Origin of the sequence: Candidatus Brocadia sapporoensis (assembly GCF_001753675.2) — a bacterium.
Taxonomy (GTDB): domain Bacteria; phylum Planctomycetota; class Brocadiia; order Brocadiales; family Brocadiaceae; genus Brocadia; species Brocadia sapporoensis.
The window spans coordinates 1-24,809 of sequence record NZ_MJUW02000068.1 but is presented as its reverse complement, the minus strand read 5'-3'; the positions used below and the strand labels follow the sequence as shown (position 1 = coordinate 24,809).

Here is a 24,809-nt window from a genome sequence, read left to right as displayed (position 1 = left end):
ATGCTTCCGGAGATATAAAAATGCAAATTTCACCCACTCATTTCCACGATGACCCTTTTTATATTTTTTTATCAAAAACAGTCGATTTTTAAAATATTTATTTGAGAACGGTAGTCATTTGTGAAATAAGAGTCTTTACTTCCTCGAGAGCTGTCTCCTTATTTGTGATGCTACCATCGAGCTGTTCGTCCTCAATTTTCGTCAAAATGGTCTTAAACGAAGGACCGGGTTTTAACCCCATGGCTATGAGGTCATGACCGGTAATCAGGGGTTTTGGTTTGATCTCTTCGTGGCTCAATTTGTTGAACATCTCCTGACAGAAGTGATAGTCAGACAGATTACCGCTGCTTGCAAGGGCGTCGATCCTGCATAACTCTGCCAGTTCCTGATATCCTTCGTTTGCAAACAGTCGTTTGAGTTTGTTCATGCGCATCTTTTGTGCATCCTTAAAACAGAGGTGTTTCAAAACAAGCCAGACTATGCGCTCTTTTTCAACGTTCGACAACTTCAACCGATCACAGATCTTTGCCGCCATATCTGCACCTACCTTTTCATGCAGATTAAACCTGATCCGGTCAGACTCCTCAAAGGTAACAGTCTTGCCGATATCGTGTAAGAGCACCCCCATAGCCAGGGTAAATGAAGGTTTTTCCATTCCCTGTTCTATAAGAGGCACAAGCTTGGAAAGGCACAGGAGGGTATGCACAAAGACGTCTCCTTCGGGATGAAAGTTTTCAGGCTGTCGTACCCCCTTCATTTGGGATACCTCAGGCAGGATCTCTTGTAAGAGATGAAGTTCGTCCAACAGTCTGATACCTATATGTGGATTGGAACCAGTAAGTATCTTCTCCAGTTCCTCACGGATACGTTCGGCACTGACAACATGAATTTGGGGCGCAAGCCGGATAATGGCCTGCTGTGTATCGCGATGTATGGGAAAATGAAAACGACATGCAAAACGTACCGCCCGTATCATACGCAGTTTATCTTCGGTGAAGCGTTTAATCGGATCTCCGATTGTCCGGATAATTCCCTGAGAAATATCGCTTCTTCCGCCGACATAATCCAGTATCTCATTCTTGATGATATCGTACAGGAGGCCATTGATGGTGAAATCTCTTCGTTTTACATCGTCCTCAGGAGTGGAAAAGGTCACATAATCGGGGTGACGACCGTCGCCGTAAGAGCCTTCTGTACGAAAAGTAGCTACTTCATAATTGTGATTATCTTTGACAACGATGACCACACCGAACTGTGCGCCGACGGGAATGGTTTTTTCAAAGAGTTTTGTAACATTCTGGGGTAAGGCATTGGTGGCAATATCATAATCGGCGGACTCCTTTCCCATGATCATATCGCGTACACAACCACCCGCAAGGAAGGCTTTGTAACCGTGTTTATGAAGGGTTCTTACGATCTCAATGGCGTTTTGTTTAACGGTCATGGAAGAAAGGATATCAAACTATACTGGTTGGAAAATATAACTATTTTGTGAGTTTAGCGTACTAGTGCAGACGTTCAGTTGTCAGTGTTTAGCATCTATCTGCAGATGAATATAAAGAATCGACCGTTGCCATCACAGCAAAGATCTTAACAATTGTTGAACAGCGAATGTCTTGTGGAGCAATAGAGAATTACGATTCCATCGGATTCAAACCTGAGTGTTGAAGACCGATTGCCTGCTCCCTGGTGCCCTCTGCTTACTAACAATTTATCTCCCCATTCGTAGCAAACCCAGATGTGGCTCCTTAAATGAATAAAGGCTATGGACATTCCCTTCTGCCTGAGCAGACTGGGAACGTTTTTCAAAACGAAGGGTGCCTTCATAAATCCCGCTATGAAGCTCTTGAATACTCCTGTATCCAAGCTCCTGCAAAGAATGCAACAAGCTTTGTATCAGATAGGGAACAAGATTAATGACGGAACCCTTGTCCACAACTGTGCCGGTAACGCCCTGCGCAACTTTTATGCGATCCTCCGATGAAAGGTACCGCTTTCCCCCACCCTTTTCCATAGCTTCATGAGATGCCATCCCGCGGTACTTTTTCACGCGCACCCCGCCCTCATAAAAATATTCTCCTGGTGATTCGCTGGTACCGGCAAGTAAACCTCCCATCATTACCGTGCTTGCGCCCAGCGACAATGCCTTTACAATATGTCCGATGTGGGCAATGCCACCATCGGCAATAACCGGTACGTTTGCGTATTCCTTAGAAAATTTTGCTGTGTGATAGACTGCCGACCCTTGTGCCCTTCCAACCGCAAGCGTGTCCTGGGTTATGCAGATGGAACCGCTCCCCATACCGATGCGAAGGGCATCAGCACCGGCATCGATCAGCGATTTGCACTGCTTGGCAGTAACGACATTTCCGCCCACCACCTCAACATGAGGGTGCTTCTTTTTGATATGCCGAATCGTGTTGATCTGAAAAATAGAATTACCCTGAGACGAATCGATTACTATGATGTCGACGCCGGCCTTCACCAGTTCATCCAGGCGCTCCTTATCATCTTCCCGGGTAGATAGGGCTGCGCCCACGATGAGTTGTTTGTCCTTGTTTTTTGAGGAAAAAGGGAAGTCTGCATTCTTCACGAGATCGGTACGGCTCATCAGGGACACAAGACGGCCTTGTTTATCGATAATGGGAAGCTTTCCCTTCTTGCTTTCTTTCAAAATACTGTTCCCTTCGGCAAGGGAGATACCGGCGGGTGCAGTAACAAGTTGTGTGGTCATCACATCCTTTAGCTTCCTGGTCCTGTCTGTCTCAAAATCAATATCTCGCTTCGTCACTATTCCAATGAGTTTCGAGTTCTGTGTGCCATCCTCAGTAATTGGGATGCCAGAGAATCCATGTGTTTCTTTGAGTACATCGATATCATGTATCGTATTGTCTGGACCGAGAACGACAGGATCTGTAATAAACCCGTTTTCATATCTCTTCACCCGGCGCACTTCCTTTGCCTGCATCTCAATACTATTGTTATAATGAATAATCCCAATGCCCCCAAGCATTGCCATACTGATTGCCATCCTTGATTCAGTTACCGTGTCCATGGGCGAGCTGACTATAGGTCTCTTGATCTTAAGATTGCGGGTAAGGTATGTCTCCAGATTGATTTCATCGAGCGAGAAATCAATATAGCCAGGAAGCAGGATAAAATCGTTGTACGTGATACCACCTTCATGTTCGAAAAACGTTTTGGCGTCCAGTCCGTTTAGTGACATAGAATTTATCTTATTACCTCCCATAAAAAAACAGCATCTTTTATTACATAAGCTATAGTATACTGATCGAAACCTTTGTGCGCAAGTTGTGCGTTGTATATTCTTTGCTCCTTTCGTGTGATTATTGGGCGTGGTTGCATAAATTTACAAGACATTATAATTATCACGTTTGACATCATCAAGGATATTGTTTACATGCATATCGGACCGGGTAGGGTGAAGCGTAAAATGATTTTCTTAAAATTCCAAGAAAAACGATATTTTGGCGCATCGTACGAGGGAGAAGTATTTGCCATCACCGGCTCAAGATTTAGCCAACGAGTCCAGTCCATTGTTGTTGCGTCTTTCTCTATGCAGGAAGACCTCGGCAAGAGAGGGGATCCCCTCTCTTACCGGATTATATATATATCCGAACCCACCCACAATTAGTTATTGAAATACATGATGTGGTCTCTGAGTAAAAATATTTTGTCATCCCGGAGACATTTTATTATTGTATCATAGTGATTTCCACAACCACGCATTGTAATGTCCCGTTCATTTTCTGAAATAAAGGTCAAAGTTATCTCCAAGTACCTCTGCGGCAGGCATCCTGATACGTTATCTGCCCATTCTACGATAGTCACACCGTTTCCATAAATCATTTCATCACTCCCGATGTTTAACATCTCCTGAGTATCTCCCAACCTGTACGCATCAAAATGATATATTGGAACACGCCCTTTGTAGGTATGTACCAATGAAAATGTAGGACTTTTTACGGTGCGCATGTCTGTGACGCCCAATCCCCTAGCAATACCCTTTACCAACGTGGTCTTTCCGGCACCAAGTTCACCGATAAGAGCAACAACATCGCCAAAGGACAATAACATGCCAAGCTTTAAACCAAACCGTATGGTTTCATCCACACGCATACTTTTAAAGATTAAAGGTTTCTTTTTCATACGGAAGAGTACCTTTTGTTGCAGAATAAAAAAAGGTTTCATTCGGCATGCTATGATTACAGATGCTCGTATCCATGCGGTTTTATAGGACGAATGTTGCCACCGGAAGACTTCATCCAAATACCATTACTTTTCACAATTTCCCCGATACAACTCACTTTTACATCATTAAGCAGATCAGATGACAAGATCCTTTTTGCCTGCACTTTCGACAACGTCATTAACAATTCATAGTCTTCGCCATCTGATAATGCGTGGTACAGTGGTGTGTACCCTGTTTTTTTTGATAATTTTACTGCAGCAGGAGAGATGGGAATCTGATCTTCATCCAAGACAGCACCAACGCCACTCTCTTCAAGAATGTGATTCAAATCCGCCGACAATCCGTCACTGATGTCAATCATGGCGTGTATCGTAAAGTTCTTGTTTAAAACAAGCGCCTCTTTAAGTCGCGGTTCGAATGAAAGATGCTTGCCGAGAATAGAACCTCCGAGTTTTCCTGTTACCAGTATTTTATCTCCTACCCTTGCACCTGATCGTAAGATAGGTTTTAGTTCATTATCTTTCCCCAGCATAGTAACATTAATACAGAATGGGCCGCGGCCACTAATAATATCCCCGCCTACAATCTCGATGGCATACTTGTCCGAAATATGCCATATGCCAGCATAAAGTTCCCGTACAAATTTTTTTGTAGTATGCTCAGGGAAACAGATCGAAATCACGGCAACGGTGGGTTGACATCCCATCGCAGCAATATCACTAATACTACAAGCGATTGCCTTTCTGCCGACATCCCGGATGGCGCATTTTTTCAAATCGAAATGAGTCCCGTCTACCAGCATGTCTGTTGTGATAAGACACAATTTGTCAGAAGAAACATTTATTACCGCACAATCATCTCCTATCCCCAGGACAACGTCTCTGCGTCTTTTTTGATGCTTCCGAATCCATTCTATTAATGCAAATTCACCCATAAAGCCCGTTATCTCGAGTGTCGACTAAAACATCCTGTTACACCTTACGTATTGTGTACTACGAATTATATCAAACGAGAGTTCTTTCAGGGAAATACTATAATATCTTTAAGTTGTCTAGCTTGATATTTTAAATTAATGAATATGTATCCTTTCGTTTTGGACACATCCTGTATTGCCATCGCCCGATATCGCCTCCTTACAAAAGAGGCGAACCTCTATGTGCAAAAAGGATTTCTCGGCAGCCACTCTAACGCCTCCCGTTTTACCTGCCCATATCGCCGCAGGATAAGTCTCACACCTGCTGCACCTTTTTGTTGTAAAGACTCCGGTGTACTATACCACAACAACCACAGACCGTTTTTATTGAGTCCACGCAAGTCGGATAACGAGCGCCTTTACCTCTCCAAATATCCCACTTTATCCTGGCCTTCGGACGAAGGTATCTGGAAACGATATTCGTCCGGTAGCCTCTTTTCTACCACGGGATAGTTACGACATCTTTTTTGTCCCCCTCAATCCTTTTTTCAGCTTGCGTGATACTTCATTGCAACCTTTCTCCCCTAAATTTTATCCACTCATTTCCACGATGCCCCACTTTTTTAGAAAGCTTACTGCTTCGTGCTTAACTGGAGAGGTTCGTTACTAAATGATAAATCATTCGAGACAAGAATCTGGTAATGGATGCCTTCAAGTTTTGGAAATTAAAAAGAAGCGCTATCCTTATCCGAACTTAGGATACGATACCTTTCCAGTCCCAGTCGAGAATCTTTTTTTGCATGGTGTAGTCTGTCAGGTCATAAAGGAGAGGAGTTATTGAGATATAGCCTTCGTTGACGGCATGAATATCCGTTTCTTCCTCACGATGAAGCCTCTTATCTGTGCCTAATAACCAATAATAGGCCTTTCCGCCCGGGTCTATACGTTTTTCAAAGTTTTCTTTAAAATCATGGGCAAATTGCCGTGTTACCTTTATTCCTTTAATTTGATCCGGAGGAATTGAAGGGATATTTACATTGAGCAAAGACCCTTTCGGTAATTTGTGCGTTATAATGCGTTTAATGATGTCCCTTGCAACCTTTGCCGCGCTGTGAATGTCATCATATCGGCCGGAAATCTCAAATGAAATAGCAATGGAAGGATATCCCATGATGGCGGCCTCAACCGCGGCTGCTACCGTCCCAGAATACAGGATATGGATGCCCACATTGGTGCCCATGTTAATGCCGGAGATGACTACATCAGGTTTATTTTTCATGGCCTCATAAATAGCCAATTTTACACAATCGGCCGGAGAACCATTCACGCTGTAGCCAATAAATTCATTATCCAAATGTGCCTCTCTGATACGCAACGGATGACTGAAGGTAATGGAATGTCCCACGCCGCTCTGCTCAACATCGGGCGCCACTACGGTAACGTGTCCCAAGTCTTGAATGTTCTGCTTCAGGGCGGCAATTCCCGGGGCATAGATGCCGTCATCGTTCGTCAGTAATATCTGCATGATTTTTACCTCATATCGTCATAAAACGTTTAATGGTTTGAATGTTTATATTTGCTCAATAGACCAGAGTCGCGTTTTACAAAAACGTCTTCATATATTATTGCCGCTGTGAGCGGCAGCGAAACAATCTTATGTTTACAAAAGACATAAGATTGTTTCGTTACTCAACTCCTCGTAATGACATTTGTTTGTGTACTGATTTTTATAAACGTTTAAAACAGAACTACGAACTTGTTAATCAACAACGGTCTTATTACCTCATTCTTGACGAATCGTCTTGTTGGAGAAATCGCCGGCAGCCGTATCAGGACAATGTTAGTAACTATTCAGTGTACTTTCTTCCACAATTATTACGGTTGAATAAAATGTTACTTCTGTGATCCCGAAGGGATGACATGATTATAGCATATTGTTATGCAATGACGATTAACCCTGTAGGGGTGATATGGTATCGTCCATTTTCGCGATGGGCTCTTAATTATTCAAAAAGAATATCCTCTGTCAGTTTTCGCTGAATAGTTACCAATGGTATCCTGATTACCGGATCTTTTTTGAAAATCGTAATTTTAGCCATTTTGTAAGCAAAATCAATAATAAATAGAGGTAGATTCTTTTCAAAAAGAAAGGTAAAATTATATCCTCTTTTTGTGCATAGGAACACAGACTTTGTTTTAAGCGCTCTGTTGAACAGTTAACAGTTTTGTAGGGGCACGGTGCGCTCCGGTAGCGTGTAGGTAAAAATTTGTATTAAAGTATTTCAAACACACCCTGTAATCCTCCTACAAATGGGGAGAAGCAGTGTGTAAGTCATCGAAGTACTAACGATAACAATTTACCTGTAACGATTGTCGATTATACGGAGATAGATAGATGAAAAAATGCATTGCGGTACTGGCGGGAGACGGAATTGGACCGGAAATAATGAAGGAAGGGAGGAAGGTCTTAGATGCTATTGCGAAACGATTTAATCATACCTTCGAATACAAAGAGGCTTTGGTCGGAGGGTGTGCTTATGAAAAATATGGTCATCCATTACCCGACGAAACAAGGAAGATATGCGACAGTTCAGATGCCGTCTATTTCGGCGCTGTGGGAGGACCGAAATGGGAAAATCTGCCCGCAGAATTAACTCCTGAAAGGGGGGCGTTATTGCCCCTGCGAGCTATTTACGGTCTGTTTGCAAACCTGCGCCCGGCGGTGATCTTTGGTCCGTTGGCTGAAGCAGCATCCCTGAAGTCGGAACGTCTAAAAGGGGGATTGGATATCCTGATTGTGAGGGAACTGACAGGGGGGATCTATTTCGGCAAGAACAAGGTTAAGACCCTTACCCTGAAGGAAGAGGCGGTGCAAGGTGATTATGCCGTTGATTATATGATCTATTCTGTCCCGGAGATTCAGAGGATTACAAAGGTTGCTTGTGATGCAGCTATGAAACGCAATAAAAAACTGACTTCTGTTGATAAGGCAAACGTCCTCGACAGCTCAAAACTCTGGCGAAAGGTGGTTGTTGATTATGTTCAAAAAAATTATCCGCAGATACAACTCAACCATATGTATGTGGATAATGCGGCCATGCAAGTGGCGACAAACCCGGGACAATTTGACGTGATTGTTACGGAAAACATGTTTGGAGACATCCTGTCGGATTTGGCATCGGCTATTACCGGCTCTATAGGCATGCTTCCCAGCGCCAGCCTCTCAGAGACAGGTTTTGGACTCTTTGAACCCATCCATGGTTCAGCGCCGGATATCGCCGGGCAAGGCAAAGCCAATCCACTTGCTCAAATCTTATCCGGGGCCATGATGTTGAAGTATGCCTTTGGCCTTAGCAAAGAATCGAATACCATTGAACAGGCGATTATGGCCGTTTTGGAGGATGGATATCGTACAGGTGACATTGCTTCTGTAAATACACCGAAGGATAAAATACTATCCACATCAGGAATGGGGGATAGGGTGGTTGAGTATATACAGAAACTTAAGTTCTAAGAGGGGCTGTGATACAATCATCCTGCCTCTGAATTCGATAACATACAGGCCGGAGGGCCAGTCCAAATCTTTGTTTTGGAAAAGTGGGAAGATGGCATAAAAGACTGACTTCCACTTGTTTTCTTGACATACTTCTGCTTAGATGTCACTAGCAGATATGTTTATTTGTTACGCTTACTATATAAATTATTTTTGTAACCCACTTGGCCCCATTTCGTAAAGGAATTCTGTTATAGCCTTTATGCACCGTGAAGTAACAAAAATGCTTTTGCCCGGCCTATTATGTTTTTTTTGTTTTGTCAGGTGTGGAAAAGTCTGCGTTCTGCAAGGCACAGATAAATATTGCATGGTTAACGCTGACTGTATAATACGGACCTTTTAAATTCCTTTCCCAGCATCCATCCTACAATAATGAGAGCCGATTTTTTAATGGCTTCCCGCTTTACCTCTTTAGCAATATCTGATAGTTTTGTGCAAACGATTTTTTGGTCTGGCCAGGTTGCCTTATACACAACAGCTGCCGGGCAATCTTTGCCATAGTGAGGTAAGAGGGTCGTTACAATTTCTTCTATCTTGTCAATGCTTAGGAAGATGCACAACGTTGGCGTGGCCGTGGCCAGAACGCTCAGATGTTCCTTTTCGGGAATGGGAGTTTTTCCCTCCATACGAGTAATAACAATGGTTTGAGTAACACCGGGAAGCGTTAATTCCTGGCGCAAAACCGCTGCGGCAGCAACAAAGGAACTCACTCCGGGAATAACCTCATAGGCAATCCCTAGTTTATCAAGGGCAAGCATCTGCTCCTGTATTGCACCGTAAATGGACGGATCTCCTGAGTGTATCCTGGCAACGTCCAAATTGCACTCCATGGCTTCCTTGTATACAATCACCATGTCCTCCAGACTCATCCTGGAAGAATCATACACCTTTGCATGAGCAGGGAGAGATTTGAGCAATTCCGGATTCACAAGGGAACCAGCGTAAATGCAGTACTCTGATCTCTGGATAATCTTGAGTCCTCTGACGGTTATCAGTTCAGGGTCGCCTGGCCCCGCACCGATGAAATAAACTTTCATAAGCCTTTAGTTCCCGTCTTTCCAGTGAATGGCATTGACCATGACCTTTTTCGATTCCTCTCCCATAATCTTAAATTGACTATCTTTTATCAAATATGTTGAGGCTTCCTTACTGCTGGTTCTTATCGTAACGATCCAAATCCCTCCGTCTCTGCTTACGGACTCAACTTTGCCCTTCTTCACGTTGATACCAATATTTAATACCGATTCCTCATCGTTTCCCGTTATCTGCCGGACACTTTCTACGGTAAATATTGTTGGCAAGCCGGTTTTTAATCTGATTTCCGGCGCTTCATACTCGTAAGACTGCCCAAACGCAGGAAAGGATAAGCTGCACAGTACCCAGACCCATACAAAAATCTTGTTTTTCATATGTACTATCCCTCTATGTACGTATTCATAAAAAAGTGGACGTTAAAATTAAGGTTGTTATTGTACCTACAGAACACGAAGGTGGCAACCTCTTTTTCGTGATAACAACGTGAAATTGATACGATATCGTGTTTATCTTATTGACACCCCTGAAATTGTTATTTATAGTACACAAAATATGAAGATAAAGATCAGAGATTTTTCGATTGGCCGGGGGTATCCCCTGGTTTTCATTGCGGGTCCGTGTGTCATTGAGAGCCATGAAGGCTGTCTGCAATTGGCTGAAAAATTAAAAGCTATTTTTCAACCAAGAAAGATACCTTTTGTCTTTAAGGCATCATTTGACAAGGCAAACCGGACATCAGTTCATTCATACCGGGGGCCTGGTATAAAAGAAGGGATGAAAATATTGGCAGATATTAAAAGACGGTTGGACGTGCCAGTACTCTCCGATGTTCACGACGCGGAGGATGTCCCATTCATTGCGGAAACGCTCGATATCATACAAATTCCTGCCTTTCTGTGCCGCCAGACGGATTTAATCCTGGCCGCAGCAAGGACTGACAAACCGGTGAATGTCAAAAAAGGACAGTTTCTGGCCCCGTGGGATATGAAATCGGTTGTCGAAAAAATACGTAGTACGGGGAATGAACAGATTCTGTTAACGGAGCGCGGAGCAAGTTTCGGATATAATAATCTGGTTAGCGATATGCGTTCGCTGGTTATCATGCGAGAACTAGGCTATCCGGTGATTTATGATGCCACTCACAGCATTCAACTTCCAGGCGGACAGGGAAATGTATCCGGGGGGGAAAGAAAGATGATCATGCCGCTTGCCAGGGCAGCCGTTGCTGCCGGATGTGATGGTTTGTTTCTTGAAGTACACGAAAACCCGGAACAGGCGCTTTCAGATGCGGCGACCATGCTGCCACTTAACAATCTTCCGTGTCTCGTTGACCAGGTATTGGAGATTCACAGGATCGTGTCGTGTGAATAAAGGGTACAGGGTCTTTGGTTCATTATCCTTGGATAAGTATTTTCCAGGGATCATTTTGAAATACGATAAAAATTATGAATAATATTAACCCCTTCAGGGTTAAAAATCCTGACAGGGCGTACGCGTGAATCCGCCCTTTCAGATTTTGTCTTTTCCTGCGTGTTCGGGTTAGGAATAATGGTTGTAAATCGAAATATTTTTCGTATAATAACTTTTTTGTTTCCGGGTTGTTAATTTTGAGCCCGCGTAGCTCAATTGGCGGAGCACGTCATTCGTAATGATGAGGTTGTCGGTTCGACTCCGATCGCGGGCTTTTACATTTGCGTGGAAACGAAGTCAGGTTAACCCCTCCAAATGTTAGCAAAGCAGGATAAAACACACGGTTTTTCAGAGATATTAAAGTAGACGCAAAAAAAAAGTTATCATTGCAAGCACATTCGCTTTACCCAGTGTAAACCCCACGAAGCAATTCAGGCATTGGAGATTATTTCGTACCATCGCACTTGCAACTGGCGCTTGCAACTGGCGCTTGCATGTATACTTATGTGTTACGCATACTGTAGGCTGTTTCATTTCATGAGAAAATCTTAACGCAGCATATCGCACCAAGTCCTTCCCTTTAGTAAAATGTAATAACTCCCTGAATCATTCTTGTAAAGTGCTCTAAATAGGTTCTAAAAAAATTTAGAAAAAAGGAATTTTTTGCGAAAAATATTTTCAAGCTAAAGCATGTGCATGGTGATAAATAAAAAAAAAGTATTTGTGTTGGGTCTGGACTCGGTACCTCCTGAGCTTCTTTTCGAGCGGTGGTTGAATCATTTGCCGAATATACAACGTCTGATTAATAAAGGCAAGTATGGTGAGATGAAAAGTACGATCCCCGCTATTACCTGTCCGGCCTGGATGTCCATGATGACTAGCGCTAATCCCGGGAGACTGGGAATTTATGGATTTAGAAACCGAACGGGTTACGATTATGAGGGATTGTCATTTGCAAATTCAAAGACCGTTGCCGTGGATACCGTATGGAATATTCTGTCAGGATTGGGGAAAAAGGTAGTCGTAATCGGTGTGCCGTTGACATATCCACCGCAGCCGGTCAACGGATGTATGGTTACTTGCTTTCTGACACCAGATACGAAAGGGGAGTATACCTATCCACCAGGATTGAAAGCGGAGGTAGAGGCTGTTTCAAACGGCTATATCCTTGATGTGGACGAATTCAGGAGCGATAACAAAGAATCAATCCTGAAAAATATTTATACCATGACGGAGAAGAGGTTTAGGCTTGCGCGACATTTTATCCGTTCGAAAGAATGGGATTTCTTTATGATGGTTGAGATGGGCCCGGACAGGATACATCATGCCTTTTGGAGATATTTTGATCAGGAACATCCGAAGTATGTGCCGGGTTCAAAATTTCAAGACGCTGTCCTGAATTACTATAAATACCTGGATAAGGAAATTGGTGAGACTTTTAGACTTATCAATGAAGATACCATGGCACTCATTGTATCAGATCACGGAGCCGGGAAAATGATGGGGGGTATCTGCATTAACGAATGGTTGATCCAGAACGGTTATCTGAAATTAGTGCACTATCCTGCAGAGTCCACACCATTCAACAAACTCATCGTCGATTGGGAAAACACCAGGGTTTGGGCGGAGGGTGGTTATTATGGACGGGTGTTTATGAATGTAAGGGGACGCGAACCTAAGGGGGTCATTGCATCCCAGCACTACGAGCACGTGAGGAATGAATTGATAAAAAAGCTGGAAGATTTGCGGGATGAAAAGGGAAACGGGATTAATACGAAGGTCTTCAAACCTGAGGATATCTATTCTGTATGTAACGGCGTACCTCCGGATTTAATTGTATATTATGGCGACCTCTTGTGGCGCTCTATTGGCAGCGTTGGGAACAGGTCTATATGGGCAAGTGAAAATGATACGGGTCCTGATGACGCAAACCATTCCCAGTATGGCATCTTTATTATGCAAAATGAAGAAGGATCGGATGGGAAACGGCTTCAAGGAGTTACCCTGTATGACATCGCTCCGACAATATTAGACTATTTGGGTGTTAAAGTCCCGGAAGACATGGAAGGAAAAGTTATAACGTAAAGAAGCACTATCTCATTTGTGTAGATATATGTTTGGAAGATGAGTAGAGAGGACACAAGTAATGGATAAAATGACTTGTCGTAGCTTAGAGCATCGTAACAGGGTTGAATCATGAATTCCGTGCTTTGGATCTTACCTTTTCCGGTTCGTATGGGTTACGAATTATTTTGTTCTTTTTTTATTTTCATAGGCTGCTTCCACCACTTTTTTCGTCTTTGTTGCGAATTTGGTGATAAGTTTATCTAGCTTGGGGTTTAGGAGAGGGCTTGCCGCTTTGGCAATAAAACCAAGAAAAGCATTGTCGAACTTTAAATAGACAGATGTATTCACCTCTTCATAAGAACCTGCCTCGTCACGCAATGTTGTGTAGTCAATTTTTAGCACAATAGCGCCTGAAAAGTTGAAAAAAACGGTGGCGCTGCCGTGCCCCAGATAGACTGCTTTCTGTGGCTGTTGTTCCGCTAATGCAAACTCACCGGTGATGTGTTTTGATGGCATCTGTATGCCGTAATGCCCGTTTCTTTTGACCTCAAGTATCAAATCTTTTTTCTTAAAATCCTTTCCATGTTTGGTGAGTTCTTCTACGTGTGCTATAAAATATTCCAGGGTTTCTCTGTCGGTACGTACTGCGAGAGGTTTCTGAATCCTGGTAATGGTACTGTTGTCAACGATATCTTGCACCCTTTCGCTTTGTACTGGCGCTGAGTATAAAGGGAGGATTGTGAATGCGCTGACGAGAATTATCAGGATAGTTATAAACAAACAAGTTCTTCGCCTGGCTGATTGCGTATGACGGAGTTTATGTTTCCTGGTAAATATGAGATTATCAATCATTGAAAATGTATCAAAGCATTCGGTAAATTTTTATCATAAGGTCAAACCAACCCATGAATCCTCTCCCGAAAGGGAACTTCTTTAATCATCTCTTGTGTGGGGGGTAACAGAAGGCTTGAATATTTTGCATAAATTCAGTCTCATCTTAAATAAATATATGAATGCGGCCTTATCTTATCACAAATGTATTAATAAGCAATTATGAAAAGATGCATCTTTTCCTCTTGACAAGGAATTCTGTGCTGATATATTGTCCGTTGATAACTCGCGTAGCGTTCCACAAAGTGTCTAACTATATTATTGTCATTTTGTGAGCGACAACAAAGCAATTTTAAGTCTACCGCAAGCTTTATCGCACCATTCCTCGCAATGACATTTGCTTGTGTATGGGTTTTTATGAAACGTCTAGTTTGTAAATTGAATCAGAAAGGTAAAATCTATGGAAAAAATGAAATATATGTTGGTAATAGGTTTTTCTTTATTTCTTGTTACCGCGTGTAATCAAAAAAAAGCGGATAAACCTGAAACGGTTAATAAATCTGAATTGGGGTTATCGTCAGAGGGTGCTAAACGTCAGGCAGAAGGAGCCCTCGAAACTACTATGAACTATGTAAAACAAAAGAAGATAGACTATCAGAAGAACCTGGAAGGCAAACTAAATGAACTCGATAGCGAGATAAATGAACTTAAGGCAAAAGTCTCGGATGCCGGAAAAGAAACTAAGGCCAAATACGATGAGATGATTGAAGCGTTGCAACAGAAGCAAAAAGATGCAAAAAACAAATTGGAGAACCTCAAGTCTGCAAGTACTGAGAGATGGGAAGATTTTAAGTCTGGGATAGAAACAGCTCTGGAGGACTTGAAAAAAAAGTATAATGAGGCCAGTAAATCCTTACAATAGCTTTGGAGTACAAGCCAAATGAAGGGGCAAGCTTTTTGGGGCAGAGTACGATGTGTTGCCGTATGATTTGCGAGCACATATTTTGAGAGTAAACCGACCCTGACAGGATCGGGAAGTAAGGAGTGTTTTGGATACAGTCGTGACAAACGTTTGGATTGTGTGCAGGTGGCGGTGTTGTTAGAGTTGGCGCAGGAAAGGTTTCCTGTGACCTATGAAATGTAGCCGGGCAATACCAGGACAGCGCGCATCTGGAGAATTTTCGGCGTATCTGTCTCATGGATCGTGGTATTCCAACGGAGGAGACGTTGGAAAAGATGCGTGAGTGAGGGAGAACGCCTGAGGAAAATGTCTTCCGTTGGAAAAGGACGTTTTACTCCTATTAACGCAGTTGGGATTGACGCTTTCAGAACAATCCCATCAAGGTTTACGCATTCAGGCAGGTTGGTCCGTGGTGTCGTCTTTTTTTGAATGATCCCTTGATTTTCCTGGCTCATCGGATTGCATATCCCCCGAGTCGCGAAAGTCGGGGATAGCTTTTAAAACTGTTTATCGATTTTTTAAGAAACTAAAGTGTTACCAAAAATGTTATTTTTTCCTTGCTTTTATCACAGTATGATATTATTTTTATAAAAAAATTATCTGTATAGAAAAACTCTACTGTCCGATTCAGAAACGTGTACATAAATATTTTCAGAGAAAAAGGACAAAATATTATTTTGGTAATATGGTTTCTTCTGTGCATATTTCCCGGCGATTGTTTCTTGTTAGGATGTGGAGATAAGGATTTATCGCATCAAAGTGCAGAAAAGGAAGCCATCATTTTGACTCATGCCGATAGTGATATTTCCGTTGCAATGGCCGATTTGCATTGCACGAATTGTTGTTTGCTATGTAGCCATAACATCGTTGTGGATTTATGCTATGTCTCTTCATTTTTTCTCGTAATTCTATTCAGCAGGTTTAAAGCATTTCATTTTAGCCATTTCAAAAACATCTTATCTGCCATTATCTATCATCCACCGCGGTTAACCACATAAGGATGCGAAGCGCTCGTGCCTTTCCTGAAATTAAGGTGAGAAGACCTTATAATTCTTAGATTTTCAAAGGGGTTGTAAAGTATTGTGCCCCTTTGTATGATCGGTAATAATCATTTCAGAGTCGTTGAGATCTCATCTTACGCGTGGGGTTTTCTCTACGGGAAGGCCCTGTTGTATCACGTCATAGCGCGGCATCGTTGCAATCATTTTTTCCTCAATCGTTAAAGCAAGCGTTCGCCTGTCTGTCGTTCGTGGTCAGGGTACTTTTAAAAAAAACCGCATCAAGCTATTGTAATGTCCTTAGCTTATCTTGAAAGGTTTCATATGGATATAGAGATTTGTTTCATACCAAAGCGTTTGATGTACCGAAGCATGATATCGTTTACGATGGTATGTTTGTTTGTCTGCATGTCAGTCCTTTGGGGAATAGTCCTTGGTAGTGAATTTCCGATCAAAGAGGAGGTCAAAGCTGTTCCATCGACGAATAAAATGATTTCGCTTGAAGAAGCTATTCATCGCGTTGTCGAGAAAAATCCAGAATTACAGTCAACAAGGGATCAGGTAGATGCCGCCGCTGGGATAGTAAGGCAGTCAAAATTATACCCGAACCCTGTCTTAGAACTTTTGGCAGACCAAATGCCTACTACTGAGATAGGAATGAATCAAAGCCAAAACCTTGTGTCCGTAACTCAGCCTATCATCACAGGTGGCAAGAGAAGACTGGGAATTACAGTCAGTGAAAGGTCAAAAGAAAAAAATGAGCTAGAACTCGATGCCGTTTTATTGAATGTCATTGCCGACACAAAAAAGGCATTTTACAAGACAATTGGAAATCAGGAAGAGCTAGTCATAGCCAGGGAAACAGAAAATATTGCGAACGGTATTTATAAGAGTGAGAAACTCAGATTCGAGGCTGGTGAAGTAGCCGTTACAAATGTCCTTAGGGCAGAAGTAGAATTGTCAAAGGCAAAAAATTTTGTGTCCACTGCGGAAGGCAGTCTGCAAAATTCGATAAAAGAGTTACAAACGGTAATGGGAGTACCGGAAGAAACAATTAATGGAGTAACAGGAAAACTTCTTACAAGACCTGTAGAGTTGTCACTTCATGATCTTGAACTACAGATGGAGAATAATCAACCACTCCTTAAGGCATCAAAGAAGAATATTGAAATAGCAGAAACGCAGTTAAAGTTGGAAAAGAGGCTGGTTATACCCGACATCAATGTAACGGCTGGCTATCAAAGGCTTACAGCGGAGGACGTAGACACTGTGAAAGTAGGTATTACAATACCAGCTCCCTTTTTTAATCGCAACCAGGGTAACATACAGAAAAGTAAGGCCATTTCAAGAAAGTCGAAGAACGAGAACTTGTCGGTTTACAATGATCTGCTATTTCAGTTACAGAGAAATATTAATTCATACAACGTGGAACGGAGACGGGTTATTGAATTTGGAGACAAGATTTTGCCAAAGGCGAAAGAATCCCTGGAGTTAATTAGAAAGGGGTACAAAGAAGGTGAGTTTAATTATATAGACTTACTTGACGCCCAGAGGACATGGGCAGAAACGAGGATATCCTATATTGAATCCCTAAAAAGTTTGAATCAGTTCATTGCAGAGATTGAGAGGCTGGCGGTGACGAAAATAGGGGGGCGATGATGGTGTCAAAAGATTTATCGTAATGGATCACCGTAAAGGCACAAAGGACGCAGAGAAATAACAGAAAGAAAAAAATATTTTCAGCTTGTTCTAAAATCATGTCATCATGAAATTGAGGATCATTTTGGAACATGCTAGTATACCGTTTCATAAAAACCCATACACAAGCAAATGTCATTGCAAGGAGTGAAGCGACGAGACAATCTATTGTTTACAAAAAACTTAAGATTGCTTCGCTGTCACTCTCAATGACAATATCATATGCAGACATTTTTGTGAAACGTTACACAAGGAATGAGCACGATTTCGGGGACAGGCGCATTTGTTACCTCTCTGCTTGAGGAATAATCATAGTACCTCATAACAGAAAAATATCTTCAATGGAAATGGAGTAGGAGTTGAAAATGGAAAAGATTGATATTGCCAGGTCAATTTTCTTCTTTATTCTTGCCGGACTTTGTGAAATAAGCGGAGGATACCTGGTGTGGCTCTGTTTTCGTGAAGGAAAGAGTGTCTTAATTGGGCTATTAGGGGCGGTTGTACTGGTTATCTATGGAATTATACCAACATTTCAGCCTGCAAATTTTGGCCGGGTATACGCCGCCTATGGTGGCATATTCATCGTTCTTTCCATTCTTTGGGGTTGGCAAGTTGATAAGGTTACACCGGATAAGTATGACCTGATCGGTGGTCTTATTGCCCTCACAGGTGTGGTTATTATCATGTACTGGCCGAGAGGATAATTGTGATAGGTAGATGGAAAGTGACCGCTATGAAAAAACGGTAAAAGATCGTTAGGAAACACACAAAATAATTATTGAGGGAATGGACTGCCAGGACGGGGCAGTGATTGTCGAGAGAATGTTGAATGTCCTTGCTGGAATTAAAAACTTTGAAATCTATCTATTCACTCAGGGCGTGAAAGTCATTTGTGATCCTTCATTAATTTCTGTCCAACAAATCATCAAGAGTATCGCTGAAACAGGGATGAAGGCATCCGTTGTTAAGGATGTCAGAGCAAAATATCGCATGGAACTGGCATCGAAAGGGGCGTTTGTGAGGAAAGATGGTCAAGAAATGGTTTTACTATCGACAGGGTGCTTATGGCCCACTCATGGCGCCATAGAGCCAGCTATTTTAATCACGCAACAAGGTATTTGGGTTATCAAATGATCTTTTCTTGGGTTGCTTGCAATGGCTATTTTTCAGGTCATTATCGTCTTTGTTTCAGGAAGTGTGGCGCATCTTTTAGACACGATCCATAATTATGGTGATCCCTCTGTGTCTCGCTTTCATGCTGAGGTAATATATCCCCATGAATCCGAATATTTCCATTAAAAAAGGATATGAAATTGCCAAAGATGTGTGATATCAGATTTTGTACCAACTACGCTATTTGTCTAAACCACGATTCGTGTTGATTCTATAAACGCTTCTGGCGAGGTGCATTAGTGTGTCGTTAACCAGAAACACCATGATTTACCGGTGCATTTACAGCACTGATTTTACATGTTATCAGATTTGCGAAGGAATTTTAGATGATTATAAGAATATTTGATATGTCTAGTGATTAAAATAGGAGAACAATAATGATCAAAGGGAAGATTTATCTGAAAATGTATTTTAAAAAGATATTGCCAATTGGCATTGTTATTATCGTTGGAATTATTCTGGCAATGATTATTCTTCGTATGGGAAAAACTACGGTTAAAGATGTTCATGAACACGGTGCCATAGAGCATGAGGAGGAAAACGAGGTAAAGGGACCTCACGGAGGCAGATTATTATCAGAGGATGATTTTCAGGTTGAGACAATCATTTATGAACGGGGTGTTCCTCCCCAATTTAGGGTCTATGTATTTGATAGGGGAAAAGCAGTTAACCCTGATGAGGTGAAACTGATCATAGAATTGCATAGGCTTGGAGGCCGGGTGGATGTGATTAACTTCCGGAAAGAGGGTGAGTATCTTTGTGGTGACAAGGTTGTTGAAGAACCGCACTCTTTTGATGTCAAGGTGTTAGCAGAATGGAAAGGTAAGACCTATCGATGGGAATATTCGCAAATAGAAGGGCGGGTAGAGCTTGCACCCGAGGCGATTCAAGGTGCCGGGATCGGTATCGAGACTGCCGGTCCTGCTCACATAAAAACTATTCTTGAGCTTCCCGGCGAAATCGAATTTAATGCCGACAAGGTAGTGCATGTTGTACCAAGAGTCTCAGGAGTTGTAACGGAGGTATACAAAAATCTTGGTGACGCGGTCAAGCATGACGAGGTTATTGCTGTTTTTGACAGCAGAGAGGTGGCAGATTTGAAGAGTGCATATATGGTCTCTTTAAAACGTGTAGAACTTGCCCGGTTAACATTTGAGCGGAAAGAACTTCTTTGGAAAGAAAAAATTTCCTCGCAAAACGATTATCTCATCAGTCGTCAGGCATTGGCAGAAGAAGAGCTAAAACTGCGAACGGATGCCCAAAAACTACTTGCGATAGGATTTACTCAGGCTGATTTGGACGGTATTCCGGAAAACACAGATAGGGGACTTACACGTTATGAGCTAAAAGCACAATATGATGGTGTTGTTATTAAAAAGGACATCTCCGTAGGGGAGGCCATTCTTGGAAATTCCGATATCTTTGCAATTGTTGATTTATCTACAGTCTGGGTGAATGTTACGATATATGCTAAGGATTTAAATGTAGTCAAGGTGGGACAAAACGTTACGGTTAGATCTAAGATATTGAACCGCGAAGCAAATGGTACGCTGACATATCTTGGCCCACTCGTTGGCGAGCAAACACGTACTGCACAGGGAAGAGTTGTTGTTCAAAATCCCGATGGCCAGTGGAGGCCGGGTCTTTATGTAAACGTAGAAGTTATTCAGGAAGAAATTTCAGTTCCGGTAGCAGTATCAATCGATGTGCTTCAAACCTTAAATGACAGACCTGTAGTGTTTGTGCAATATGGGGATGAGTTTGAGGCTCGTCCTTTGGAGTTGGGAAGGAGCGATGGACGGTGGGTAGAAGTATTGCATGGTTTGTCTCCAGGGGAAAGATATGCTGCACGCAACAGTTTTATTCTCAAGGCAGAGCTGGGCAAGGCAGGGGCAACCCATGAACATTAACGAATGGTAAATTCAAAGCAGGAAGTCCGATACTCGAAACAAAAATGCAAATTCCAAGGTGCAATAATTCAAAAAAGCAAATAAAAATATCTCATTGTAATGCGTGATAAATTCAAGTTTTACAGAAAGAGGTCAGAATGCTTGAAAAAATTCTAAAATTCTCAATCCATCATCGCTGGATAATCATTTTTGTAACACTCGCTGTTGCAATTCTGGGTATTTACAACTATCAAAGACTTCCCATTGATGCGGTGCCTGATATTACCAATACTCAGGTTCAGATCAATACCGTTGCGTCTGGATATTCTCCCCTGGAGGTTGAACAGCGTATTACTTTTCCTGTAGAAACAGCTATGGCTGGCATTCCGTATTTGGCTGAAACACGTTCACTCTCCCGGTATGGGCTTTCTCAAGTAACGGTTATTTTCAAAGACGGAACGGATATCTACTTTGCCCGTCAACTGATCAACCAACGCATCCAGGAAGTCAAAGGAAACCTCCCGCCAGGCGTTGAGCCAATTATGGGACCGGTTGCAACCGGATTGGGTGAAATTTTCATGTGGACTGTAAGGTCAAAGGCAGGGGTGTTGAAGCAGGATGGAACACCGTACACAGCTACCGATTTGAGAACTGTTCAGGATTGGATTATTAGACCTCAGCTACGGAATATTCCGGGAGTTACTGAAGTAAATACTATCGGTGGCTATGAAAAACAATATCATGTTACTCCCTACCCGGAAAAACTTATAGCCTATGGCCTGTCATTCCGCAATATACTCCATGCCATTGCCATGAATAATGCTAATGTAGGTGCAGGGTATATTGAACGTAGTGGCGAGCAGTATCTGATCAGGGCTCCAGGCCAGGCTGTCAGTATAGAAGACATTCGGCAGATTATTGTAGGAAGTTACAGAGGAGTTCCCATTCGTATTAAGGACGTAGCCGATGTCCTAATCGGTAAAGAACTCCGTACGGGTGCTGCTACAGAAGATGGTGAAGAAGTTGTTATAGGCACGGTATTCATGCTTATGGGTGAAAATAGCAGGACAGTTTCCAGGAAAGTAGCCGAAAAGATGATTGACGTAAATCGTACTTTACCCGAAGGTGTCGTTGCCACGACGGTGTATGACCGTACTACCCTTGTGGATAAGACAATACATACTGTAAAGAAAAATCTTGCCGAAGGCGCTCTTCTGGTAATTGCCATCCTATTCCTTTTTTTAGGAAATATGCGGGCAGCCCTTATTACGGCCTTGGTTATACCATTGTCCATGCTCTTTACCATTACGGGGATGGTAAGCAATAAGGTGAGTGCAAACCTCATGAGCCTAGGGGCACTTGACTTTGGTATTATCGTTGATGGTGCTGTTATAATCGTTGAAAATTGCATTCGAAGGTTATCAGAGGAACAACATAGGCTGGGGCGGTTACTCACCCGTCCGGAGCGATTTGATGTTGTGTTCGACGCATCGAAGGAAGTGCGGCAGGCAACCATGTTTGGTGAAATGATCATTATGATTGTTTATTTACCAATCCTGAGCCTGACAGGCATCGAGGGAAAGATGTTTTACCCCATGGCGTTTACGGTAATTGCTGCTCTTGTTGGTGCAATGATTCTCTCGGTGACGTTTATTCCTGCCGCAGTGGCTTTGTTTTTTTCTGGAAGGCTTTCTGAAAAAGAAAACTTCTTCATCCATTGGGCAAAGAAGGGATACATTCCTGTTCTTACTCTTGTTATGCAAAATCGAATATTTGTTGTTACGACGGCAATTGTGTTTATCGTTCTGAGTGGACTTTTAACGACACGGATGGGAAGTGAGTTCATACCGAGTCTGGATGAAGGTGATATTGCGGTACACGCCCTCCGCATCCCTGGAACAAGCCTGTCACAATCGGTAGAAATGCAATATGCCGTTGAAAAGGAGATAAAAAAGTTTCCAGAAGTATCTCACGTCTTTTCTAAAATAGGAACGGCAGAGATAGCAACTGATCCAATGCCTCCCAATGTGGCTGATACTTTTATAATGCTCAAACCGAGGTCGGATTGGCCAGATACTCATAAGCCAAAAGAAGAATTGATACACGATCTGGAGGATCGTCTTAAAGGTATTCCGGGAAATAATTACGAATTTACTCAGCCAATACAGATGCGTTTTAATGAACTTATTGCAGGTGTGCGTAGCGATGTGGCGGTGAAGGTATTTGGTGATAACATGGAAATCCTTCTTGAGACTGGTGAAAAAATATCCAAGGTTCTTGAAAAAATCCGGGGAGCATCCGATGTTAAGGTAGAACAGGTAACTGGTCTGCCAGTATTAACCATCCAGATGAATCGCCAGGAGATGGCACGATACGGCCTCAATGTATCCGATGTACAAGAGGTAATCGAAGTTGCTATTGCAGGAAGGAGTGCTGGTAAGATCTTCGAAGGAGATAAGCAGTTTGAACTCGTGGTGCGCTTACCGGAAGAGGTAAGAATGAATGTGGATGCACTGAAGAGATTGCCAATCCCATTACCAGAAATTAAAAGTCCTCTGAATACCGGCTTGGTTTCAGCTACGTTTACAGAGGAGAATATAAGACCAAGCTATATAACGCTTGGATCGATTTCAACTTTCAACATTGCTCCAGGTCCTAACCAGATCAGCAGAGAAAATGGGAAACGTCGCGTCGTTGTAACGGCTAACGTCCGAGGGCGGGATATCGGATCATTTATAGAAGAGGCGGAAAGAATGATCAAGGAAAATATTACCATTCCCGCAGGTTATTGGATATCCTGGGGTGGACAATTCGAACAAATGATGTCAGCGAAGAAACGATTACAAATTGTCACTCCTGCTGCACTCTCACTGATCTTTTTCCTGCTCTTTACCACATTCGGAACGGTAAAAGATTCTCTCCTCGTCTTTACCGGTGTTCCTTTTGCTCTTACTGGAGGAATAGTTTCGCTTTGGGTAAGAGGCATTCCGCTATCGATTTCAGCGGGTGTTGGATTCATCGCACTTTCCGGTGTAGCCGTACTCAATGGTCTTGTCATGATTTCGTTTATTAATAAACTACGTGCAGAAGGTAGTACCCTTGACGATGCGATCTTTCAGGGTGCAATTACGCGCCTGCGCCCTGTATTAATGACTGCCCTCGTCGCTTCTTTAGGGTTTCTTCCGATGGCTATGGCCACCGGAACTGGTGCGGAAGTACAGCGTCCGCTTGCCACGGTAGTTATTGGCGGGATTTTGTCATCAACAGCACTCACCTTACTGGTACTCCCGGTACTCTATCGTATCTTTCATGGGCCAGATACCGTAGCAACTGAACCGTAAATAAATTAACCAACCGTCCTTCGCAAAGCAGAGACTTCGTCGTGAGTTCAGTCGAATGATGAAGGGAGATGGGAAAAATTACAAATAAAAATTTACATGATGACACAATATCATGTTTCAACAATACGAACAATCAGGTGAAACGGCTATCTGGAACACCATAAAACACTACAAACGGTCTTTGCATCCCGGATGGTGCCTTTTTTTATCATCTCTACCGCATCGGACAATTTTACATGTATATTGCCTTTAATAGATTCATCCAATTGATAATTTGTTTGGGTTTTTACAAGGTTCGTTGCCTTAAAGAGATGCATTGTTTCATTCAAAATACCTGGCGATGGGTAAAGAACCATAAGGAGTTCAAGGGCGCCTGCCCGATAGCCCGTCTCTTCTTCCAATTCGCGCTTTGCGCATGCAAAGAACGTCTCACCCTTATCAAGGGTGCCTGCAGGAATTTCATAAAGAGTTTCTTTCACCGGATGTCGATACTGGTGAAGGAGGATAATTTCATCTTGAGTAATAAACGGAATAATTGCTGCCGATCCCGGATGGTCGATGACTTCCCTCGTCACTTTTCTTCCGTCTTCTAAGAGAACTTCATCCTTTCTGACATTTATTTTTTTACCAGAGTAGATAATCATATAAAACAATTTTTGTTAAAACAGTTAACCCGACTTTCGCAATTCGAGCTGAAAAAAGGTTATTTTTAGGCATGAATCGCCCA

General features: G+C 42.5%; 20 protein-coding genes, 1 tRNA gene and 1 pseudogene. 13 read left to right on the top strand and 9 right to left on the bottom strand.

Going from position 1 to position 24,809, the window contains the following annotated elements; all coding sequences use genetic code 11:
* Nucleotides 1-97: 97 nt before the first annotated feature.
* Both BIY37_RS05775 and guaB read right to left on the bottom strand, forming a co-directional pair.
* Complete coding sequence (locus BIY37_RS05775) at nucleotides 98-1,444, bottom strand: CCA tRNA nucleotidyltransferase (protein ID WP_070066885.1); 1,347 nt, start codon at nucleotides 1,442-1,444, stop codon at nucleotides 98-100.
* Nucleotides 1,445-1,711: 267 nt separating this feature from the next.
* Nucleotides 1,712-3,250 carry an IMP dehydrogenase gene (gene guaB, locus BIY37_RS05770; protein WP_070066884.1) on the bottom strand — a complete coding sequence of 513 codons (1,539 nt, stop codon included), beginning with the start codon at nucleotides 3,248-3,250 and terminating at the stop codon, nucleotides 1,712-1,714.
* 171 nt (nucleotides 3,251-3,421) lie between these two features.
* Between guaB and BIY37_RS05765 the strand changes: the two genes are divergently transcribed.
* Nucleotides 3,422-3,655: a hypothetical protein gene (locus tag BIY37_RS05765; RefSeq protein ID WP_143299188.1), complete on the top strand. Its 234-nt coding sequence runs from the start codon at nucleotides 3,422-3,424 to the stop codon at nucleotides 3,653-3,655.
* On the opposite strand, the gene tsaE is transcribed toward BIY37_RS05765, so the two are convergent.
* From tsaE to surE, 3 genes are all read right to left on the bottom strand, one after another.
* Nucleotides 3,652-4,170, bottom strand: coding sequence for a tRNA (adenosine(37)-N6)-threonylcarbamoyltransferase complex ATPase subunit type 1 TsaE (gene tsaE / locus BIY37_RS05760; RefSeq protein ID WP_070066891.1), 519 nt, complete (start codon nucleotides 4,168-4,170; stop codon nucleotides 3,652-3,654). The two genes, BIY37_RS05765 and tsaE, sit on opposite strands and share 4 nt — an antisense overlap.
* A gap of 56 nt (nucleotides 4,171-4,226) precedes the next feature.
* Entirely contained in the window at nucleotides 4,227-5,147 is a 921-nt protein-coding gene (locus BIY37_RS05755) for a thiamine-phosphate kinase (protein WP_070066882.1), read from the bottom strand.
* A 733-nt stretch (nucleotides 5,148-5,880) separates the two neighbouring features.
* On the bottom strand, nucleotides 5,881-6,651 hold the full coding sequence (gene surE / locus BIY37_RS05750) for a 5'/3'-nucleotidase SurE (protein WP_070066881.1): 771 nt from the start codon (nucleotides 6,649-6,651) through the stop codon (nucleotides 5,881-5,883).
* 870 nt (nucleotides 6,652-7,521) lie between these two features.
* On the opposite strand from surE, the gene leuB reads away from it, so the two are divergent.
* Nucleotides 7,522-8,640, top strand: a complete 1,119-nt coding sequence (gene leuB, locus BIY37_RS05740) for a 3-isopropylmalate dehydrogenase (protein ID WP_070066879.1) — start codon at nucleotides 7,522-7,524, stop codon at nucleotides 8,638-8,640.
* Between the two features lie 350 nt (nucleotides 8,641-8,990).
* Here the strand turns inward: leuB and cobM are convergent, their stop codons facing one another.
* On the bottom strand, nucleotides 8,991-9,716 hold the full coding sequence (gene cobM, locus BIY37_RS05735) for a precorrin-4 C(11)-methyltransferase (RefSeq protein WP_070066878.1): 726 nt from the start codon (nucleotides 9,714-9,716) through the stop codon (nucleotides 8,991-8,993).
* Between the two features lie 6 nt (nucleotides 9,717-9,722).
* On the bottom strand, nucleotides 9,723-10,088 hold the full coding sequence (locus BIY37_RS05730) for a hypothetical protein (protein ID WP_070066877.1): 366 nt from the start codon (nucleotides 10,086-10,088) through the stop codon (nucleotides 9,723-9,725).
* Nucleotides 10,089-10,266: 178 nt separating this feature from the next.
* On the opposite strand from BIY37_RS05730, the gene kdsA reads away from it, so the two are divergent.
* The 3 genes from kdsA (at nucleotide 10,267) to BIY37_RS05715 (ending at nucleotide 13,209) form a co-directional block, all read left to right on the top strand.
* On the top strand, nucleotides 10,267-11,085 hold the full coding sequence (kdsA, locus tag BIY37_RS05725) for a 3-deoxy-8-phosphooctulonate synthase (protein WP_070066890.1): 819 nt from the start codon (nucleotides 10,267-10,269) through the stop codon (nucleotides 11,083-11,085).
* Nucleotides 11,086-11,325: 240 nt separating this feature from the next.
* Nucleotides 11,326-11,398, top strand: a tRNA-Thr gene (locus BIY37_RS05720).
* Nucleotides 11,399-11,820: 422 nt separating this feature from the next.
* The gene (locus BIY37_RS05715; protein ID WP_070066889.1) at nucleotides 11,821-13,209 is read left to right on the top strand and encodes an alkaline phosphatase family protein; all 1,389 of its coding nucleotides are present in this window, start codon (nucleotides 11,821-11,823) and stop codon (nucleotides 13,207-13,209) included.
* Between the two features lie 162 nt (nucleotides 13,210-13,371).
* On the opposite strand, the gene BIY37_RS05710 is transcribed toward BIY37_RS05715, so the two are convergent.
* A complete protein-coding gene (locus BIY37_RS05710; RefSeq protein WP_070066876.1) occupies nucleotides 13,372-13,971 on the bottom strand; it encodes a hypothetical protein in 600 nt (199 codons plus the stop codon).
* A 511-nt stretch (nucleotides 13,972-14,482) separates the two neighbouring features.
* Between BIY37_RS05710 and BIY37_RS05705 the strand changes: the two genes are divergently transcribed.
* From BIY37_RS05705 to BIY37_RS05670, 8 genes and pseudogenes are all read left to right on the top strand, one after another.
* Entirely contained in the window at nucleotides 14,483-14,944 is a 462-nt protein-coding gene (locus tag BIY37_RS05705; RefSeq protein WP_080324886.1) for a sll1863 family stress response protein, read from the top strand.
* Between the two features lie 25 nt (nucleotides 14,945-14,969).
* Nucleotides 14,970-15,267 (top strand): annotated as a pseudogene (locus BIY37_RS14320) (IS1634 family transposase); the annotation flags it as partial.
* Between the two features lie 1,038 nt (nucleotides 15,268-16,305).
* Nucleotides 16,306-17,640: a TolC family protein gene (locus tag BIY37_RS05690; RefSeq protein ID WP_179129302.1), complete on the top strand. Its 1,335-nt coding sequence runs from the start codon at nucleotides 16,306-16,308 to the stop codon at nucleotides 17,638-17,640.
* Between the two features lie 404 nt (nucleotides 17,641-18,044).
* A complete protein-coding gene (locus tag BIY37_RS05685) occupies nucleotides 18,045-18,383 on the top strand; it encodes a YnfA family protein (protein WP_315850101.1) in 339 nt (112 codons plus the stop codon).
* 82 nt (nucleotides 18,384-18,465) lie between these two features.
* A complete protein-coding gene (locus tag BIY37_RS05680; protein ID WP_070066872.1) occupies nucleotides 18,466-18,813 on the top strand; it encodes a heavy-metal-associated domain-containing protein in 348 nt (115 codons plus the stop codon).
* 21 nt (nucleotides 18,814-18,834) lie between these two features.
* The gene (locus BIY37_RS13430) at nucleotides 18,835-18,978 is read left to right on the top strand and encodes a hypothetical protein (protein WP_179129301.1); all 144 of its coding nucleotides are present in this window, start codon (nucleotides 18,835-18,837) and stop codon (nucleotides 18,976-18,978) included.
* Nucleotides 18,979-19,229: 251 nt separating this feature from the next.
* A complete protein-coding gene (locus tag BIY37_RS05675) occupies nucleotides 19,230-20,762 on the top strand; it encodes an efflux RND transporter periplasmic adaptor subunit (RefSeq protein WP_080324884.1) in 1,533 nt (510 codons plus the stop codon).
* A 137-nt stretch (nucleotides 20,763-20,899) separates the two neighbouring features.
* A complete protein-coding gene (locus BIY37_RS05670) occupies nucleotides 20,900-24,082 on the top strand; it encodes an efflux RND transporter permease subunit (protein WP_070066871.1) in 3,183 nt (1,060 codons plus the stop codon).
* Between the two features lie 146 nt (nucleotides 24,083-24,228).
* Here the strand turns inward: BIY37_RS05670 and BIY37_RS05665 are convergent, their stop codons facing one another.
* Nucleotides 24,229-24,726: an NUDIX hydrolase gene (locus BIY37_RS05665; protein WP_070066870.1), complete on the bottom strand. Its 498-nt coding sequence runs from the start codon at nucleotides 24,724-24,726 to the stop codon at nucleotides 24,229-24,231.
* Nucleotides 24,727-24,809 lie beyond the last annotated feature (83 nt).

Coding starts and splice junctions, on each gene's coding strand:
- BIY37_RS05775 (WP_070066885.1), bottom strand. CDS start 1,444: ATGACCGTTAAACAAAACGCCATTGAGATCGTAAGAACCCTTCATAAA.
- guaB (WP_070066884.1), bottom strand. CDS start 3,250: ATGGGAGGTAATAAGATAAATTCTATGTCACTAAACGGACTGGACGCC.
- BIY37_RS05765 (WP_143299188.1), top strand. CDS start 3,422: ATGCATATCGGACCGGGTAGGGTGAAGCGTAAAATGATTTTCTTAAAA.
- tsaE (WP_070066891.1), bottom strand. CDS start 4,170: ATGAAAAAGAAACCTTTAATCTTTAAAAGTATGCGTGTGGATGAAACC.
- BIY37_RS05755 (WP_070066882.1), bottom strand. CDS start 5,147: ATGGGTGAATTTGCATTAATAGAATGGATTCGGAAGCATCAAAAAAGA.
- surE (WP_070066881.1), bottom strand. CDS start 6,651: ATGCAGATATTACTGACGAACGATGACGGCATCTATGCCCCGGGAATT.
- leuB (WP_070066879.1), top strand. CDS start 7,522: ATGAAAAAATGCATTGCGGTACTGGCGGGAGACGGAATTGGACCGGAA.
- cobM (WP_070066878.1), bottom strand. CDS start 9,716: ATGAAAGTTTATTTCATCGGTGCGGGGCCAGGCGACCCTGAACTGATA.
- BIY37_RS05730 (WP_070066877.1), bottom strand. CDS start 10,088: ATGAAAAACAAGATTTTTGTATGGGTCTGGGTACTGTGCAGCTTATCC.
- kdsA (WP_070066890.1), top strand. CDS start 10,267: ATGAAGATAAAGATCAGAGATTTTTCGATTGGCCGGGGGTATCCCCTG.
- BIY37_RS05715 (WP_070066889.1), top strand. CDS start 11,821: ATGGTGATAAATAAAAAAAAAGTATTTGTGTTGGGTCTGGACTCGGTA.
- BIY37_RS05705 (WP_080324886.1), top strand. CDS start 14,483: ATGGAAAAAATGAAATATATGTTGGTAATAGGTTTTTCTTTATTTCTT.
- BIY37_RS05690 (WP_179129302.1), top strand. CDS start 16,306: ATGGATATAGAGATTTGTTTCATACCAAAGCGTTTGATGTACCGAAGC.
- BIY37_RS05685 (WP_315850101.1), top strand. CDS start 18,045: ATGGAAAAGATTGATATTGCCAGGTCAATTTTCTTCTTTATTCTTGCC.
- BIY37_RS05680 (WP_070066872.1), top strand. CDS start 18,466: ATGGACTGCCAGGACGGGGCAGTGATTGTCGAGAGAATGTTGAATGTC.
- BIY37_RS13430 (WP_179129301.1), top strand. CDS start 18,835: ATGGCTATTTTTCAGGTCATTATCGTCTTTGTTTCAGGAAGTGTGGCG.
- BIY37_RS05675 (WP_080324884.1), top strand. CDS start 19,230: ATGATCAAAGGGAAGATTTATCTGAAAATGTATTTTAAAAAGATATTG.
- BIY37_RS05670 (WP_070066871.1), top strand. CDS start 20,900: ATGCTTGAAAAAATTCTAAAATTCTCAATCCATCATCGCTGGATAATC.
- BIY37_RS05665 (WP_070066870.1), bottom strand. CDS start 24,726: ATGATTATCTACTCTGGTAAAAAAATAAATGTCAGAAAGGATGAAGTT.